Source organism: Pseudomonas sp. PDM22, assembly GCF_014851965.1.
Lineage (GTDB): Bacteria > Pseudomonadota > Gammaproteobacteria > Pseudomonadales > Pseudomonadaceae > Pseudomonas.
In genome coordinates this window covers 240690-257226 of record NZ_JACVAR010000001.1, presented here as the reverse complement: position 1 = coordinate 257226, position 16537 = coordinate 240690, and the positions used below count along the sequence as shown (strand labels likewise).

Sequence of the window (16537 nt, the reverse complement as noted above, 5' to 3'; positions counted from 1 at the left end):
GGCAACGGCCATGTCCGAACTCCTCACCGTCCTGATCGCCGACGACAACGCTGCCGATCGCCTGTTGCTGTCGACCATCGTCAGCCGCCAGGGGCATCGCGTGATCACCGCCGGCAACGGGCTGGAAGCGCTCGCGCTGTTCGCCCAGGAGCGCCCGCAGCTGGTGCTGATGGATGCGCTGATGCCGGTGATGGATGGCTTCGAGGCGGCGCGGCGGATTCGCCGGCAGGCTGGCGAGGAGCTGGTGCCGATCATCTTCCTCACGTCGCTGAGCGAGCCCGAGGCGCTGGTGCAGAGCCTGGAGGCGGGCGGCGATGACTTCCTCTCCAAGCCCTACAACCGCGTCATCCTCGAAGCCAAGATCCGCGCCATGGGACGCCTGCATCACCTGCAGCGGATGGTGCTGGAGCAGCGCGACCTGATCGCCCGGCACAACGAGCACCTGCTCAACGAGCAGCGGGTGGCCAAGGCGGTGTTCGACAAGGTGGCGCACTCGGGTTGCCTGAACGCGGCGAACATCCGCTACCTGCAATCCCCCTTCGCACTGTTCAACGGCGACCTGCTGCTGGCGGCGTTCAAGCCCTCCGGCGGCATGCACGTGCTGCTCGGCGATTTCACCGGCCATGGCTTGCCGGCGGCCATCGGCGCCATGCCGCTGGCCGAGGTGTTCTATGGCATGACCGCCAAGGGCTACCCGATGGCGGACATCCTTCGCGAGATGAACGCCAAGCTCAAACGCATTCTCCCGGTGGGCGTGTTCTGCTGCGCCGCGGTGCTCAACCTGAGTTTCCAGCGCGGCCTGGTGGAGGTGTGGAATGGCGGCCTGCCCAACGGCTACCTGCGCCGCCACGCCAGCGGCGAACTGCAGCCGCTGGTGTCGCGGCATCTGCCGCTGGGCATTCTCGACCCGTCCGCCTTCAGCGACCATGTCGAGGTCTACGCGATGGAGGAGGGCGACCGTGTGTTCCTCTTCTCCGATGGCGTGCTGGAGGCGCGCAATGCCACGGGCGAAGCCTTCGGCGAGGAGCGCCTGCGCCAGGTGTTCGGCGAGGGCCTCGCGCCGTCGCGCCTGTTCGACGGCATCCAGGCGGCGGTGGCGCGTTTTCGCGGTGAGGCCCAGGACGACGTCAGCATGCTGGAGATCGCGCTGGTCCCCGAGGACTCGCTGCAGCGCCCGCCGCTGGCGTTCTCCGACAACGGCCTGAGCAGCCCGCTGGACTGGTCCGCCAGCTTCGAATTCCGCGCGCCGACTCTGCGCAACTTCAATCCGCTGCCCTTCCTGTTGCAACTGCTGATGGAAGTGCAAGACCTGCGCCCGCGCGGTGGTGCGCTCTACACCGTGCTCGCCGAGCTGTACTCCAACGCCCTGGAGCACGGCGTGATGGGCCTGGACTCTTCGCTCAAGTGCGATGCCGCCGGCTTCGCCCGCTATTACCAGGAGCGCAGCAAGCGCCTGTCCACCCTGCGCGACGGCTTCGTGCGCTTCCATCTTGATCTCGCCCCCCACGGCGATGGCGGGCGCCTGCTGGTGCGGGTGGAGGACAGCGGCGACGGTTTCGACGTGGGCGCGGTGCTGGCTTCGCAGCGGGCCGCCGGCAGCCTCTGCGGGCGCGGCCTGACGCTGGTCCGGCAGTTGTCTGACCGCTGTCAGTGGTCGGGCGACGGCAAGGCGGTCTCCGTGGAGTTCTTCTGGTCGGCTCAGGCATAATCGGGGCCTTCTTGTCCCCCGCAGGGTGGCGAGCCGTCTTTCAGGGAGTGCCCAATGTCCGAGCCGCATCTCGATGGCGCCGTGCTGAGCAATTTGCTGTCGATCATGGAAGACGAGTATCCGCTCCTGGTGGAAACCTTCCTCAGCGACTCCGAGGAGCGCCTGCGCAGCATCCGCGAGGCCTCCGCCGCCAGTGATGCGCCGGCCTTGCGCCACGCCGCGCACAGCTTCAAGGGCAGTTGCGGCAACATGGGCGCCTTGATACTGAGCAGCCTGTGCAAGCGCCTGGAGGAGGCCGCGCGGCAGAACGACCTGGCCGGCGCGCAAGGCCTGATCGGCAAGGTCGAGCACGAATTTTCCATCGTCCGCACCCTGCTGTTGCCCGGTCGCCCCTGACCTTTTTCGAGTTGGCCCGCGCCTTGCTATCTCCGTGTTGGATATTCACATCAACGGAGAACTCCGATGGCTGTCGCCCCGGATATTTTATTGACGTCGACGCCTGACACCCGGCCCAAGGCGGCGCTCTCCAAGTCTGCGCAAAGTTCGTCGAACAGCAGCAGCGACAAGGGTTCCAGCTTCGCCGACGTCTACGCCAAGGAGCAGCGGCCAGCCGCCAGCGAGCGCGCCGACAAACCGGTGAAGGCGAAGAACGACAAGCCGCGGGACAGTGCCGACAAGGACACCGCGAGCAAGGATTCCACCGCGCCGGCTGCCGCCGACCAGCCAAAGGTTGCCGAGGACGGCAAGGCCTTGCCGGCCGATGGCGCCAGCAAGGCGGAGGAGAAGGTGGCGGATACCGAGACCAGCCCCGACGCGACCCTCGACCCGCTGCTGATGCTCGGTATGACCGGCCAGCTGCCGGAGCCTGAGGCGCCGCCGCTGGTGGTCAGCAGCGGTACCAGCCCGCTCACCGATGCCAGCAGCGATGGCGATCTGCAGAAGCTCAACGAGATTCCGGGGGTGAACCTGACGCTCGCCGTGGGCGCCGACGACCAGGCCCAGCAGGCGCAGCAGACCCAGCTCACCGGTCATCTCGGCGCCAAGGCGGGGGACAAGTCACTGGATGCCAGCGGCAAGAACGATCTGTCCGCCGCCCTCGCTGCACTGAGCCCGGATGCGGCAGCCAAGGGCGCCGAAGGCAAGCTTGCCGAGGGTGCGCTGAAGGATGGCGTCGACCTGACCCAGCAACTGGCAGACGTGCAGGCAGACGCCAAGCCGGAGATGCCGCGCAACGAGGCCTTTGCCGCACGCTTGGAGTCGCTGACGCAGGCGCTGAACACGCCGCAGGCCATGACCAGTCGCCCGGTGAACCCGCTGGTGCCGGGGCAGGCGGTGTCCGTGCAGCAGAACGGCTGGACTGATCAGGTGGTGGACCGGGTGATGTGGATGTCCTCGCAGAATCTCAAGTCGGCCGAGATCCAGATGGACCCGGCCAACCTCGGCCGCCTGGAAGTGCGCATCCACATGACCGGCGACCAGACCCAGGTGAACTTCGTCAGCGCCAACGCCAACGTCCGCGAAGCGCTGGACAGCCAGCAGCATCGCCTGCGCGAGATGTTCAACCAGCAAGGCATGCAACTGGACGTGAACGTTTCCGACCAGTCCGCCCGTGGCTGGCAGCAACAGCAGCAGGGCGACGGCCGTGGCAGCTCGCGGAGCGTGGCGGGTAGTGGCAGCGGTGACGATGAGCCGATGCTCAGTGGCGTGTCCGAGATCCGCCCGCAGACGGCGGCGCAGGGCAGGGGACTGGTGGATTACTACGCGTGATCCCCGCGGGCTTCATGGGGCGTAGAACGGACAGCGTTTTACGCCCCATACCCCGATAAGCCGGCATCGACTGAAATTTCTCTTCGCTCCCCGTGACATCCTCCGTCTAGCCTGTAATATCCGCGGCGTCGCCAGTAGGACTCCTGCAAACTGGCACAGCCCTTGCTGCTACCCCGGTATCAGCGCTTCGCGCCGCAAAAGTGACGGATTATTGGCATGGCCAAGAAAGAACAGACGCCTTCTCTCCCCGATGGCCAGGCGCCCGGCAAGGGCAAGCTGAAGCTCATCATCATCATCGTGCTGGCCTTCCTGCTGGCGGTGGGTGCGTCGGTGGGCGGTACCTGGTTCTTCCTGCACAAGAGCGCCAAGCCCGACGAAGCCGAAGCCAAGGCCGCGGAACACGCCGAGCCGACGAAGAAGCAGGCGGTCTACGAGATTCTCGCGCCGTCCTTCGTGGTCAACTTCAATCAGAACGGCCGCCAGCGCTATCTTCAGGTAGCCGTTGCCCTGATGGGCCGCGACCAGGCGCAGATGGATGCCCTGCGCGAGCAGATGCCGCTGGTGCGCAACCAGCTGGTGATGCTGTTCTCCAGCCAGAATTTCGACAATCTGGTGACCCCGGTCGGCAAGGAGATGCTTCGCCAGCAGGCCACGTCCAGTCTTCAGGAACTGGCGAAGAAGGCGACCGGTCAGTTGACCGTGGAGCAAGTGCTTTTCACCAATTTCGTATTGCAGTAGGTACCCGCCATGGCCATGCAGGATCTACTTTCCCAGGACGAGATCGACGCGCTGTTGCACGGCGTCGACGACGGCCTGGTGGAAACCGAGTCCGACGTCGAGCCGGGGGCGATCAAGTCCTACGACCTGACCAGTCAGGACCGCATCGTCCGGGGCCGCATGCCGACCCTGGAGATGATCAACGAGCGGTTCGCCCGCTACACCCGTATCAGCATGTTCAACCTGCTGCGTCGCTCGGCGGATGTTGCCGTGGGCGGCGTGCAGGTGATGAAGTTCGGTGAGTACGTGCACTCGCTGTACGTGCCCACCAGCCTCAACCTGGTGAAGATGAAGCCGCTGCGCGGCACCGCGCTGTTCATCCTCGATGCCAAGCTGGTGTTCAAGCTGGTGGACAACTTCTTCGGCGGTGACGGTCGTCACGCCAAGATCGAGGGGCGCGAGTTCACCCCCACCGAGCTGCGGGTGGTGCGCATGGTCATCGAGCAGGCCTTCGTCGATCTCGCCGAAGCCTGGCATGCGGTAATGCCGATCACCTTCGAGTACGTGAACTCCGAGGTGAACCCGGCGATGGCCAATATCGTCAGCCCCAGCGAAGTGGTGGTGGTCTCCACCTTCCATATCGAGCTGGATGGCGGCGGCGGCGACCTGCACATCACCCTGCCGTACGCGATGATCGAGCCGATCCGCGAGATGCTCGACGCCGGTTTCCAGTCCGATGTGGACGATCAGGACGAACGCTGGATCAACGCCCTGCGCGAGGACATCCTCGACGTCAACGTGCCGCTGGGCGCCACCGTCGTGCGTCGTCAGCTCAAGCTGCGGGACATCCTGCACATGCAGCCGGGCGACGTGATCCCGGTGGAGCTGCCCGATCACATGATCATGCGCGCCAACGGCGTGCCTTCCTTCAAGGTCAAGCTGGGTTCGCACAAGGGCAACCTGGCGCTGCAGATTCTCGATCCGCTCGTGCGCCCGCGCTGAGCGAATCCCAAGAGGACACACCATGTCAGACGAAGAAAACGTAACTCCCGAAGAGCAGGCGCTGGCCGACGAGTGGGCCGCGGCGCTCTCCGAATCGGGTGACGCCAACCAGGACGACATCGATGCGATGATGGCCAGTGCTGCGGCTCCGGCCGTGCCCGCCGCGCCGCGCGCGCCGATGGAAGAGTTCGGCATGGCGCCCAAGGCACCGACCATTGCTGGGCTCGAAGGCCCGAACCTGGACGTGATCCTGGATATCCCGGTGACCATTTCCATGGAGGTCGGCCATACCGACATCAGCATCCGCAACCTGCTGCAGCTCAACCAGGGCTCGGTGATCGAACTCGATCGCCTGGCCGGCGAGCCGCTGGACGTGCTGGTCAACGGCACCCTGATCGCACACGGCGAAGTGGTGGTGGTGAACGAGAAGTTCGGCATCCGCCTCACTGACGTGATCAGCCCCAGCGAACGCATCAAGAAGCTGCGCTGACATGGGCCGCCTGCTCTCCAGCGTTTGCGCCCTGCCGTTGCTGGGCCTGTCCCTGCTCGCCCTGGGCGAGGAGGCCAAGGCGCCGGCATCCAACCCGGCCATCGTCCATGCCAGCTCCACGCCGAGCCTCATCACCGGTAGTGCCGGCGCGCAGCTGATGCAGTTGCTGCTGGGCCTGGTGCTGGTGGTCGGCCTGATCTTCCTGCTGGCCTGGCTGGTGCGCCGCGTGCAACAGGTCGTGCCGCGCGGCAACCAGGCAATCCGCCTGATTTCCAGCCAGTCCCTCGGCCCGCGTGATCGGCTGGTGCTGGTGCAGGTGGGCGAGGAGCAGGTGCTGCTGGGCCTGACGCCTGGTCGCATCACCCCGCTGCACGTCATGCGCCAGCCAGTGCATGCCGCCGAATCGGAACCGGCGCAGCCGGAATTCGCCCAGCGCCTGCTGGAATTGCTGAACAAGGACAAGGGCCGCCCGCAGTGACCCGCTCGCCGAACCTCTCCGTTCTGATCGGTGCGCTCAAGGCAGTCGCGCCGCTGCTCCTGGGTCTGCTGGCGCTGATGGCGCCGCAGGCCTTCGCCGCCGATCCGACGCAGCTGACGGCGATCACCGTGACCACCAACCCGCAGGGGCAGCAGGAATACTCGGTCAGCCTGCAGATCCTGCTGATCATGACCGCGCTGAGCTTCATCCCGGCGTTCGTCATGCTGATGACCAGCTTCACCCGGATCATCATCGTCTTCTCCATCCTGCGCCAGGCGCTGGGCCTGCAGAGCACGCCGTCGAACCAGGTACTGATCGGCCTGGCGATGTTCCTCACCTTGTTCGTCATGGCGCCGGTGTTCGACAAGATCAACACGACTGCGCTGCAGCCTTACCTGAGCGAGCAGATCCCCGCGCAGGAAGCACTTACTCGCGCGGAAGTGCCGCTCAAGGCCTTCATGCTGGCGCAGACCCGGCAATCGGACCTGGAGCTGTTCGTGCGGCTGTCCAAGCGCACCGACATCGCCAGCGCCGACGCCACGCCCCTGACCATCCTGGTGCCGGCGTTCGTCACTTCGGAGTTGAAGACTGCGTTCCAGATCGGTTTCATGATCTTCATTCCGTTCCTGATCATAGACCTGGTGGTGTCCAGCGTGCTGATGGCGATGGGCATGATGATGCTGTCGCCGCTGATCATCTCGCTGCCGTTCAAGATCATGCTGTTCGTCCTGGTGGACGGCTGGGCATTGATCATCGGCACGCTCGCCGGCAGTTTCGGGACGGTCTAGCGATGAACCCCTCTGCTGAACGACAGGAGCAGCCATGACCCCCGAAGTCGCCGTCGACCTGTTCCGTGAAGCGCTCTGGCTGACCGCCGTGATGGTCGGCATCCTGGTGCTGCCCAGCCTGCTGGTGGGCCTGATCGTGGCGATGTTCCAGGCCGCCACGCAGATCAACGAGCAGACCCTGAGCTTCCTGCCGCGCCTGCTGGTGGTGCTGCTCACCCTCATCGTGCTGGGCCCCTGGCTGCTGCGGCAGTTGATGGAATACACCCAGTCACTGATCACCAGCATCCCGACGCTGATCGGCTGATGCTCGAGCTCAGCAACGCGCAGATCGGCGGCTGGATCGGAGCCTTCCTGTTCCCGTTGTTCCGCATCGCCGCCATGCTGATGGTGATGCCGATCATCGGCACCCAGCTGGTACCGACCCGCGTGCGCCTGTACCTGTCCGTGGCGATTGCCGTGGCGCTGGTGCCCAACCTGCCGCCGATGCCACAGGTGGATGCGCTGAGCCTCAAGGCGATGGTCTACATCGCCCAGGAAATCCTCGTCGGCGCCATGCTCGGCTTCGTCCTGCAGCTGATGTTCCATGCCTTCGTCATTTCCGGGCAGATCATCTCCATGCAGATGGGCCTGGGCTTCGCGTCCATGATCGATCCCACCAACGGCATCTCGGTGCCGGTACTGGGGCAGTTCTTCACCATGCTGGTGACCCTGCTGTTCCTCTCCATGAACGGCCACCTGGTGGTCTTCGAGGTACTGGCGGAAAGCTTCACCACGCTGCCGGTGGGCGAGGGGCTGTCGAGCAACCATTTCATCACGGTGGCCGGCAAGCTCGGCTGGGTGCTGGGCGCAGGCCTGATGATCGCCTTGCCGGCGATCACCGCGCTGCTGGTGGTCAACCTGGCGTTCGGCGCCATGACCCGCGCGGCACCCCAGCTGAACATCTTCTCGATCGGTTTCCCGCTCACCCTGATCATGGGCTTCGTCATTGTCTGGATTGGCAGTGCCGAGATTCTCACCCAGTACCAGGCGCTGGCCAGTGAGGGCCTGCGCCTGCTTCGCGAACTCGTGGGGGCCCACTGATGGCCGAAAACGACAGTAGTAGCGAAGACAAGACAGAGGAACCTACAGAGAAACGGCGCCGCGACGCGCGCGAGAAGGGGCAGCTCCCTCGGTCCAAGGAGCTCAATACCCTGGCCGTGCTGCTCGCTGGCGCCGGAGCCCTGCTGATGTTTGGCGCCAGCCTGGCCGATGCGCTGATGCGCCTGATGCGCGGCAGCTTCGAGCTGGACCGCGCCACGGTGATGAACAGCGAGAGCATGCTCAACCTGTTGATCGCTGGCGGCAAGATCGGCGCCGATGCGGTCTGGCCGGTCCTGGCGGTGTTGCTGGTCGCGGCGCTGGTCGGCCCGGTCGCGCTGGGTGGCTGGCTGTTCTCCGGCGAAGCGCTGGCCCCCAAGTTCAGCCGGCTCAATCCGCTGGCCGGGCTCAAGCGCATGTTCTCGCTGCGCTCGCTGACCGAGCTGCTCAAGGCCCTGGCCAAGTTCGTGCTGGTGCTGATCGTGGCGATCCTGGTGCTCAAGTCCGATCAGGACGACCTGTTGGCCATCTCCCACGAGCCGCTGGAACAGGCCATGGTGCACAGCGCACGGATCGTCGGCTGGAGCGCCTTCTGGCTGGCCTGCAGCATCATCTTCATCGCCGCCGCGGACGTGCCCTTCCAGCTCTGGGACAACCGCAAGAAGCTGATGATGACCAAGCAGGAGGTCAAGGACGAGTACAAGGACTCCGAGGGCAAGCCGGAGGTCAAGGCCAAGGTCCGTCAGATGCAGCGCGAGATGGCCAACCGGCGGATGATGCAGGCGGTGCCCGAAGCCGACGTCATCATCACCAACCCGACGCACTTCGCCGTGGCCCTGAAATACGACGCGGAGAAGGGCGGGGCGCCCAGGCTGCTGGCCAAGGGCAACGACTTCATGGCGCTGAAGATTCGCGAGATCGCCCAGGAACACAAGGTCACGGTGCTCGAGTCGCCGGCCCTGGCACGGGCGGTCTACTACTCCACCGAACTCGACCACGAGATTCCTGCAGGCCTGTACCTCGCCGTGGCCCAGGTACTGGCCTACGTCTACCAGCTCAAGCAGTACCGCTCCGGCAAGGGCAAGCGTCCGGGACCGATGCCGGACCTGCCGATCCCGCCGGATTTGCGACGCGACGAGTGATTCGTCGGCGCTGCTGCTGCGCTAGGATGGTCGGCTCGTGCCCGGCGTCAGAGATGCCGGGCAGCCTGTTCTGCCAAGGGAAAGTGCCATGTTGCAAGGAGCCTTGTTCCAGGGGGCCGGCGCGCGTTTCGCGTTCTGGCTGCTCTTCTGCCTGCTTTGCGCCCCGTTCGCCTGGGCTGCCGAACCTGTCGACGGCGGCGTGCTGCTGCCGCTGAACGAACGTGTGGTGGACGTCACTGGCACGCTCGACCCCGCCGCCAAGTCCCATCTGATCGACAAGCTCAAGGCCCTGGAGGACCGGCGCGGCGCGCAGATCGCCGTGGTGATGCTGCCCACCGTGGGCAAGATGGGCATCGAGGCCTTCTCCAACAAACTCTTCAACCTCTGGAAGCTCGGCCGCAAGGGCGTTGACGACGGTGTGCTGGTGGTGGTGGCGAAGGAAGACCACCTGATGCGCATCGAGGTCGGCTATGGCCTGGAAGGCGCGATTCCCGACGTGCTGGCCGGGCGCATCATCCGCGAGCGCATGGCGCCGGCCTTCCGCGAGGGCGACTATGCCGGCGGCATCGAGTCGGCGGTGGATGCACTGATCCTGCTGGTCGATGGCGAGGCGTTGCCTGAGCCGGCCCCCGAACCTTTGACGTTCCCGCTGCAGGCGTGGCTGCTGCTGGCGTCCTTCGTGGCCGGTGGCGTGGGTGGCGTGCTGCTTGCCGCACGGCGGATCGGCTGGCGCGGCGCACTGGCGTTCTGCGCGGTGGTGGTCGTGCTGGTGGCCATATTGTCCGGCGGCAAGGATGCCCTGGGAGTGGTTGCCGTCACGCCAATCTGCCTGCTGGTCGGCGGCGCTACCTTCGGTGCGCTGTGGACGGTGCGTGTGGTGTTCTACGGCGTGCTGGGGCTGATTGCCTACTGCATCCTGCTCGGCTTCCTGACGCCGCGCTTCGGCGGCCTGCTGTGGGTCTATGCGCTCGCAGCTCCGCTGGGCGTGCTTATGGTCACTGGCCTTTGGTGGCTGCTGATCTCGATGATGCGCGACGTCTGGCGCGGACCTCGCAAGGGGCGCAAAGGGCGCAAGACCGCCAAGGCGCCGGCCGGGCACAAGGCCTTCTACTGGCGCCTGGCGATATTCTTCGGCCTGTACCTGCTGATCGGTTTCTCCGCCGGTGCTCCGGCGGCTCCGTTGAACTGGCTGCTGGTGCTGCCGTTCATGTGCCTGCCGGGGCTGGTGGTGTTCGCGGCGGGGCAGGGCGGCGCGGGCGGCAGCTCGGGCTCCGGCGGTAGTTCGTCCAGCGGGTCATCCGGCGGCAGTTCGGGCGGTGGGTTCTCCGGTGGCGGTGGTTCCAGCGGCGGAGGCGGTGCCTCCGGGAGCTGGTGACCGGCCTAAAGACAGGGGAACCTTTCGCCGGGACGTGCCAGTCGAACCTTCGAGGCGAGGGCTCCAGCCTTCGTGCGCCGGGACACTGCGCGGAGAAGGACGATGAGCGAAGCGGGACACTTCAGGATGCTGGCGATGGCGGTGGGCGTCGGTCTGTGCTGCGCGTGCGCGCCCGATACGCCGACGACGCAGTATCGCCTGCAGGTCTGCGGCACGCAGCACGAGGCGCAGGTGACGGATCGCTGGTGGGGCTCGCTCTATGTCGCCCAGCTCAGCGGCGACAACCAGCTGGTGGTTGGCGTGCCGCTGGCGGTCCAGGGGGAGGGTGGTCGCCCGGCGATGCTGACCGCGCAGTTCCACCTGACCACTGCGCAGGACCAGTTGCGCCTCGATCCTTCGAAGCTCTCCGGGCGCTACGCCATCGGTCCGCAGCACGAGGGCCGGACAAGGCTGGGTGAGGGCGCGGCGGTACTGTTCCAGGAGGTGCCCGAGGATGCCCTGCGCGCCAGCCATGGCGAGCTGGTGATCGACCGCGTGGAGATCGTCCGCAGCGAGGACGACACCGAGTACGGCGTGATGTCCGGGCACTACCGTTTCGAGGCGCGAAGTGACGCCAACCAGTCCACCTGCGCGGTGGCGGGCAGCTTCAATGACGGCACTTTCAAGCTGGTGAAAGACAGTTCCTGAAGCGTTTCGAAGAAGTTGGAACGCTTCCTGCAAAACCCTGTGCGGATGCCCGGTTGGGCGTCAAAAGTTTGATCCGGTGGCCGGCTCGGTCACCAACGCGCAGGGGAAATTCGGGTGGATCGTACGCAACTGATCGGCACTGTTCGCAGCAATCTGGTAGGGCTCAGCCGGGGCAACCTCGGCGTGCCGCTGCTGTTGCTCGCCATGCTGGCGATGATGACCCTGCCCATCCCGCCGTTCCTGCTGGATGTGCTGTTCACCTTCAACATCGCCCTGTCCATCGTGGTCCTGCTGGTCAGCGTGTACGCCCTGCGCCCGCTGGACTTCGCCGTGTTCCCGACCATCCTGCTGGTCGCCACCCTGCTGCGCCTGGCGCTGAACGTCGCGTCCACCCGCGTCGTGCTGCTGCACGGCCACGACGGCCACGCGGCTGCGGGCAAGGTGATCCAGGCCTTCGGCGAGGTGGTGATCGGCGGCAACTACGTCGTCGGTATCGTGGTCTTCGCGATCCTCATGATCATCAACTTCGTGGTGGTCACCAAGGGTGCCGGGCGTATCTCCGAGGTGAGCGCGCGTTTCACCCTCGACGCCATGCCCGGCAAGCAGATGGCCATCGACGCTGACCTCAACGCCGGCCTGATCGAGCAGGCGGAAGCCAAGAAGCGCCGCGCCGAAGTGGCCCAGGAGGCTGACTTCTACGGCTCGATGGACGGTGCCAGCAAGTTCGTCCGCGGTGACGCCGTCGCCGGCCTGCTGATCCTCTTCATCAACCTCATCGGTGGCGTGGCCATCGGCATGATCCAGCACGCGATGAGCTTCGGCGACGCCGGCAAGGTCTACGCCCTGCTGACCATCGGTGACGGCCTGGTGGCGCAGCTGCCTTCGCTGCTGCTGTCCACCGCCGCCGCGATCATGGTGACCCGTGTCTCCAGCTCCGAAGACATGGGCCAGCAGGTCAACCGCCAGATGTTCGCCTCGCCCAAGGCGCTGGCGATCTCTGCCGCCATCCTGATCGCCATGGGCCTGGTCCCCGGCATGCCGCACGTCTCCTTCGTCGGCCTGGGTGGCCTGGCCGCTGCTGGCGCGTACCTGATCTGGCATCGCCAGCGCCAGGCCAGCCAGAAGGCCGAGCAGGAAGCCCAGACCCAGCAGGAACTGCTACCCGCCCAGCGCGCCGAGCAGACCAAGGAACTGGGCTGGGACGACGTGACCCCGGTGGACATGGTCGGCCTGGAAGTGGGCTACCGCCTGATTCCGCTGGTGGACCGCAACCAGGGCGGCCAGTTGCTGGCGCGGATCAAGGGCGTGCGCAAGAAGCTGTCCCAGGACCTGGGCTTCCTGATGCCGTCGGTGCACATCCGCGACAACCTCGACCTGTTGCCCAACGCCTATCGTTTGACGCTCATGGGCGTCAGCGTGGCGGAAGCCGAGATCTACCCGGACCGCGATCTGGCGATCAACCCCGGCCAGGTGTTCGGCACCCTCAACGGCATCGCCGGCAAGGATCCGGCCTTCGGCCTGGAAGCCGTGTGGATCGAGGCCTCGCAGCGTGATCAGGCGCAATCGCTGGGCTACACCGTGGTCGATGCCAGCACCGTGGTCGCCACCCACCTGAACCAGGTGCTGCACAAGCATGCCCACGAGCTGCTGGGCCACGAGGAAGTCCAGCAACTGATGCAGCTGCTGGCCAAGACTTCGCCCAAGCTCGCCGAAGAGCTGGTGCCGGGGATGATTTCCCTGTCGACGCTGCTCAAGGTCCTTCAGGCGCTGCTGCAGGAACAGGTGCCGGTACGTGACATCCGTACCATCGCGGAAGCCATCGCCAACGTGGCGGTGAAGAGTCAAGATCCCGCCGCGATGGTGGCGGCAGTTCGCGTCGCGCTGTCTCGCGCAATCGTGCAAACCATTGTGGGACTAGAGCCGGAGCTGCCTGTGATCACTCTGGAACCCAGGTTGGAACAGATATTGCTCAATAGTCTTCAGAAGGCCGGACAGGGCTCCGAAGAAGGCATGTTGCTGGAACCCGGAATGGCCGAAAAGCTGCAACGCTCGATGGTTGAAGCGGCGCAGCGTCAGGAGATGCTCGGCAAGCCGGCGATTCTGCTGGTGGCAGGTCCCATCCGCGCGATGATGTCGCGATTCGCCCGGATGGCGGTTCCCACCATGAACGTGCTGGCTTACCAGGAAATCCCCGACAACAAACAAGTCACGATCGTTGCCACCGTTGGGCAGAATTGATTGAGGTCGCAGGCCATGCAGGTAAAACGCTTCTTCGCCGCTGATATGCGTCAGGCCATGAAACTGGTCCGTGACGAGCTGGGCCCGGACGCCTCGATCATCGGCAATCGCCGTGTCGCAGGTGGCGTAGAGCTGACCGCGGCGCTGGATTACCAGGCTCCGGTGGCGGCCAGCAAGCCGAACCCGGCGCTGGAAGCCGAGCTGCGCAAGACCCAGGCGAAGATCGCCCAGGCCAAGGCTGACCTGTCGGCTCCGACCCGCGCCAGCGATAGCGTGCGCGGCGACCGTCAAATGTACGGCACCGAGAAGCCGCGTCGCAGCGCCGCCGAAACCCTGGCCGCCGCCATGGATGCACCGGTTGCCCCGGCGCCGGCCGCTGTCGGCCAGCAGGCGCTGGAAGCCATGCGCTTCGAGCTCAACGGCCTGCGCGAACTGATCGAAGTGCAGCTGGGCTCGATTGCCTGGAACCAGCTGCAGAACCAGCGCCCGAAACAGGCCGGCCTGTGGCGTCGCCTGCAGCGCATGGGGCTGCCGGCCGACCTGTCGCGCAACCTGCTGGAACGCGTGGCGTCCATCGCCGATCCGAAGCAGGCCTGGCGCATGCTGCTGGCGCACCTGGCGCGCTCGATCAACACCCCGGAAATCGACCTGCTGGAACAGGGCGGCGTGATCGCCCTGGTCGGCCCGGCCGGCATGGGCAAGACCACCACCCTGGCCAAGCTGGCCGCCCGCTACGTACTGAAGTACGGCGCGCAGAGCATCGCCCTGGTGTCCATGGACAGCTTCCGCATCGGTGCGCAGGAGCAGATCAAGACCCTCGGCCGCATTCTCAATGTGCCGGTGACCCTGGTCGATCCGGGCCAGTCGCTGATCCAGGCCATGGCGCCGCTGGCGCGCAAGCGCCTGGTGCTGATCGATACCGCCGGCCTGCCCGCCAACGATCCGGCGCTGCGCATGCAGCTCGAAGCGCTGTCGTCGCTGAGCCTGAACGTGAAGAACTACCTCGTGCTGGCCGCGACCAGCCAGAGCCAGGTACTCAAGTCCGCCTGGCAGAACTATCGTTCCTGTGGGCTGGCCGGGTGCATCCTGACCAAACTGGACGAAGCGGGAAGCCTCGGCGAAGCTCTGGCTCTGGCTATCAGCCAGCATCTACCGGTAGCCTATCTGGCTGACGGGCCGAAGATCCCGGACGACCTGCATGTGGCACGCGCGCACCAACTGGTCAGCCGCGCGGTGAGCCTACAGTCGCCCGAAGAGCCCTGCGAGGATGCCATGGCGGACATGTTCGCCGGCCTTTACCAACAGCCGGTGCGTCGCGCCAGCTGAAGATTGTGAGCCCCGGGTGGGGCGTGGGGTGGCCGGTTGAGCCGCCCAAGCGATGCGGATGCTCTGCAAGACGATCCGCGAGCGCCGGAGGCGGTAGAGCACTGCAGCCGGATTAGCCGAAACGCCGATGCGTGACGGTCGAACGACGAGACAAGGTATTGATATGGGTATGCATCCCGTTCAGGTAATCGCAGTCACCGGCGGCAAGGGTGGCGTGGGCAAGACCAACGTGTCGGTGAATCTGTCGCTGGCGCTGGCCGATCTCGGCCGCCGCGTCATGCTGCTGGATGCCGACCTGGGCCTGGCCAACGTCGACGTGTTGCTGGGCCTGTCGCCCAAGCGCACGCTGGCCGACGTCATCGAAGGCGAATGCGACCTGCGTGACGTGATCCTCCAGGGGCCTGGCGGCATTCGCATCGTCCCGGCGGCCTCGGGCACCCAGAGCATGGTGCACCTCACGCCGATGCAGCACGCCGGCCTGATCCAGGCGTTCAGCGACATCAGCGACAACATCGACGTGCTGGTGGTGGACACCGCCGCCGGCATCGGCGACTCGGTGGTGAGCTTCGTGCGTGCCGCCCAGGAAGTGCTGCTGGTCGTTTGTGATGAACCCACGTCCATCACCGATGCCTACGCTTTGATCAAGCTGCTCAACCGCGACTACGGCATGACCCGTTTCCGCGTGCTGGCGAACATGGCCCACAGCCCTCAGGAGGGCCGCAACCTGTTCGCCAAGCTGACCAAGGTCACCGACCGCTTCCTGGACGTGGCGCTGCAGTACGTCGGCGCCATTCCCTACGACGAGTCGGTGCGCAAGGCCGTGCAGAAGCAGCGTTCGGTGTATGAGGCGTTCCCGCGCAGCAAGGCTTCCCTGGCCTTCCGTGCGGTGGCGCAGAAGGTCGACAGCTGGCCGCTGCCGGCCAACCCACGAGGGCACCTGGAGTTCTTCGTCGAGCGCCTGGTGCAACATCCCACGGGTTCGGCCGTATGACCGCGGCCTCCGGAGCGCGTATGTACAGCAAGGCACAGGCGCACAACTCCCAGGAACTGCTGATCCAGAAACACGCCCCACTGGTGAAGCGCATCGCCTACCACCTGCTCGGCCGCCTGCCGGCCAGCGTGCAGGTGGAGGACCTGATGCAGGCCGGCATGATCGGCCTGCTGGAGGCGGCGAAGAAATACGATCAGGGCAAGGGCGCGAGCTTCGAAACCTACGCCGGCATCCGTATCCGCGGCGCCATGCTCGACGAGGTGCGCAAGGGTGACTGGGCCCCGCGTTCGGTCCACCGCAACACCCGCATGGTCAGCGACGCCATCCGCGCCGTCGAAGCGCGTACCGGACGCGACGCTAAAGATCAGGAGGTTGCTGCCGAACTCAATATGAGCCTCGAAGATTATTACGGCATCCTCAGCGACACCCAGGGCAGCCGTCTGTACAGCTTCGATGACATGTTGCAGGACGGCGACCAGGGCGGCGGCTTTGCCGAAGACGCCTCGCACCACGAGAACGAGCCGTCCCACGGGCTGGAAGACGAGCGCTTCCAGGCGGCCCTGGCCGACGCCATCACCAAGTTGCCCGAGCGCGAGCGACTGGTGCTGGCGCTGTACTACGACGAGGAACTCAACCTCAAGGAGATCGGCGAAGTGCTGGGCGTCAGCGAATCCCGCGTCAGCCAGCTGCACAGCCAGTGCGCCGCGCGCCTGCGTTCGCGACTGGCGGAGTGGCGCGCTCGCTGAGCATC

The 16537-nt window shown here is 65.7% G+C and carries 17 protein-coding genes; all 17 read left to right on the top strand.

The window, feature by feature from the left end; translation table 11 throughout:
* The first annotated feature begins 10 nt into the window (after positions 1-10).
* The 17 genes from IB255_RS01250 to fliA all read left to right on the top strand — a co-directional run bounded on the left by IB255_RS01250 (position 11) and on the right by fliA (position 16532).
* Positions 11-1708, top strand: coding sequence for a SpoIIE family protein phosphatase (locus IB255_RS01250; protein ID WP_081519285.1), 1698 nt, complete (start codon positions 11-13; stop codon positions 1706-1708).
* Positions 1709-1762: 54 nt separating this feature from the next.
* On the top strand, positions 1763-2104 hold the full coding sequence (locus IB255_RS01245; protein ID WP_081519286.1) for an Hpt domain-containing protein: 342 nt from the start codon (positions 1763-1765) through the stop codon (positions 2102-2104).
* Positions 2105-2170: 66 nt separating this feature from the next.
* On the top strand, positions 2171-3475 hold the full coding sequence (locus IB255_RS01240; RefSeq protein ID WP_081519287.1) for a flagellar hook-length control protein FliK: 1305 nt from the start codon (positions 2171-2173) through the stop codon (positions 3473-3475).
* A gap of 216 nt (positions 3476-3691) precedes the next feature.
* Positions 3692-4213 carry a flagellar basal body-associated protein FliL gene (gene fliL / locus IB255_RS01235; protein WP_081519288.1) on the top strand — a complete coding sequence of 174 codons (522 nt, stop codon included), beginning with the start codon at positions 3692-3694 and terminating at the stop codon, positions 4211-4213.
* Positions 4214-4222: 9 nt separating this feature from the next.
* Complete coding sequence (gene fliM, locus IB255_RS01230) at positions 4223-5194, top strand: flagellar motor switch protein FliM (RefSeq protein ID WP_081519289.1); 972 nt, start codon at positions 4223-4225, stop codon at positions 5192-5194.
* A 22-nt stretch (positions 5195-5216) separates the two neighbouring features.
* Complete coding sequence (gene fliN, locus IB255_RS01225; RefSeq protein ID WP_081519290.1) at positions 5217-5684, top strand: flagellar motor switch protein FliN; 468 nt, start codon at positions 5217-5219, stop codon at positions 5682-5684.
* 1 nt (position 5685) lies between these two features.
* Positions 5686-6162: a flagellar biosynthetic protein FliO gene (gene fliO / locus IB255_RS01220; RefSeq protein ID WP_081519291.1), complete on the top strand. Its 477-nt coding sequence runs from the start codon at positions 5686-5688 to the stop codon at positions 6160-6162.
* A 77-nt stretch (positions 6163-6239) separates the two neighbouring features.
* Positions 6240-6950 (top strand): flagellar type III secretion system pore protein FliP, encoded by a 711-nt coding sequence (gene fliP / locus IB255_RS01215; protein WP_225594669.1) that lies wholly within the window; start codon positions 6240-6242, stop codon positions 6948-6950.
* 34 nt (positions 6951-6984) lie between these two features.
* Positions 6985-7254: a flagellar biosynthesis protein FliQ gene (gene fliQ, locus IB255_RS01210; RefSeq protein ID WP_045212070.1), complete on the top strand. Its 270-nt coding sequence runs from the start codon at positions 6985-6987 to the stop codon at positions 7252-7254.
* Entirely contained in the window at positions 7254-8030 is a 777-nt protein-coding gene (gene fliR, locus IB255_RS01205; RefSeq protein WP_081519293.1) for a flagellar biosynthetic protein FliR, read from the top strand. The genes fliQ and fliR overlap by 1 nt, the downstream gene beginning before the upstream one ends.
* Complete coding sequence (gene flhB, locus IB255_RS01200; RefSeq protein WP_081519294.1) at positions 8030-9169, top strand: flagellar biosynthesis protein FlhB; 1140 nt, start codon at positions 8030-8032, stop codon at positions 9167-9169. Before fliR ends, flhB begins: the two co-directional genes overlap by 1 nt.
* An 88-nt stretch (positions 9170-9257) precedes the next feature.
* Complete coding sequence (locus tag IB255_RS01195; RefSeq protein WP_081519295.1) at positions 9258-10544, top strand: TPM domain-containing protein; 1287 nt, start codon at positions 9258-9260, stop codon at positions 10542-10544.
* A 102-nt stretch (positions 10545-10646) separates the two neighbouring features.
* A complete protein-coding gene (locus tag IB255_RS01190) occupies positions 10647-11231 on the top strand; it encodes a hypothetical protein (protein WP_192209724.1) in 585 nt (194 codons plus the stop codon).
* Between the two features lie 114 nt (positions 11232-11345).
* On the top strand, positions 11346-13469 hold the full coding sequence (flhA, locus tag IB255_RS01185) for a flagellar biosynthesis protein FlhA (protein ID WP_151187833.1): 2124 nt from the start codon (positions 11346-11348) through the stop codon (positions 13467-13469).
* A gap of 15 nt (positions 13470-13484) precedes the next feature.
* On the top strand, positions 13485-14795 hold the full coding sequence (flhF, locus tag IB255_RS01180; RefSeq protein WP_081519298.1) for a flagellar biosynthesis protein FlhF: 1311 nt from the start codon (positions 13485-13487) through the stop codon (positions 14793-14795).
* Positions 14796-14958: 163 nt separating this feature from the next.
* Positions 14959-15786, top strand: a complete 828-nt coding sequence (gene fleN / locus IB255_RS01175) for a flagellar synthesis regulator FleN (RefSeq protein WP_017520297.1) — start codon at positions 14959-14961, stop codon at positions 15784-15786.
* Positions 15783-16532 (top strand): RNA polymerase sigma factor FliA, encoded by a 750-nt coding sequence (fliA, locus tag IB255_RS01170; RefSeq protein ID WP_081519299.1) that lies wholly within the window; start codon positions 15783-15785, stop codon positions 16530-16532. The genes fleN and fliA overlap by 4 nt, the downstream gene beginning before the upstream one ends.
* Positions 16533-16537: the final 5 nt, after the last annotated feature.

Coding starts and splice junctions, on each gene's coding strand:
- IB255_RS01250 (WP_081519285.1), top strand. CDS start 11: ATGTCCGAACTCCTCACCGTCCTGATCGCCGACGACAACGCTGCCGAT.
- IB255_RS01245 (WP_081519286.1), top strand. CDS start 1,763: ATGTCCGAGCCGCATCTCGATGGCGCCGTGCTGAGCAATTTGCTGTCG.
- IB255_RS01240 (WP_081519287.1), top strand. CDS start 2,171: ATGGCTGTCGCCCCGGATATTTTATTGACGTCGACGCCTGACACCCGG.
- fliL (WP_081519288.1), top strand. CDS start 3,692: ATGGCCAAGAAAGAACAGACGCCTTCTCTCCCCGATGGCCAGGCGCCC.
- fliM (WP_081519289.1), top strand. CDS start 4,223: ATGGCCATGCAGGATCTACTTTCCCAGGACGAGATCGACGCGCTGTTG.
- fliN (WP_081519290.1), top strand. CDS start 5,217: ATGTCAGACGAAGAAAACGTAACTCCCGAAGAGCAGGCGCTGGCCGAC.
- fliO (WP_081519291.1), top strand. CDS start 5,686: ATGGGCCGCCTGCTCTCCAGCGTTTGCGCCCTGCCGTTGCTGGGCCTG.
- fliP (WP_225594669.1), top strand. CDS start 6,240: ATGGCGCCGCAGGCCTTCGCCGCCGATCCGACGCAGCTGACGGCGATC.
- fliQ (WP_045212070.1), top strand. CDS start 6,985: ATGACCCCCGAAGTCGCCGTCGACCTGTTCCGTGAAGCGCTCTGGCTG.
- fliR (WP_081519293.1), top strand. CDS start 7,254: ATGCTCGAGCTCAGCAACGCGCAGATCGGCGGCTGGATCGGAGCCTTC.
- flhB (WP_081519294.1), top strand. CDS start 8,030: ATGGCCGAAAACGACAGTAGTAGCGAAGACAAGACAGAGGAACCTACA.
- IB255_RS01195 (WP_081519295.1), top strand. CDS start 9,258: ATGTTGCAAGGAGCCTTGTTCCAGGGGGCCGGCGCGCGTTTCGCGTTC.
- IB255_RS01190 (WP_192209724.1), top strand. CDS start 10,647: ATGAGCGAAGCGGGACACTTCAGGATGCTGGCGATGGCGGTGGGCGTC.
- flhF (WP_081519298.1), top strand. CDS start 13,485: ATGCAGGTAAAACGCTTCTTCGCCGCTGATATGCGTCAGGCCATGAAA.
- fleN (WP_017520297.1), top strand. CDS start 14,959: ATGGGTATGCATCCCGTTCAGGTAATCGCAGTCACCGGCGGCAAGGGT.
- fliA (WP_081519299.1), top strand. CDS start 15,783: ATGACCGCGGCCTCCGGAGCGCGTATGTACAGCAAGGCACAGGCGCAC.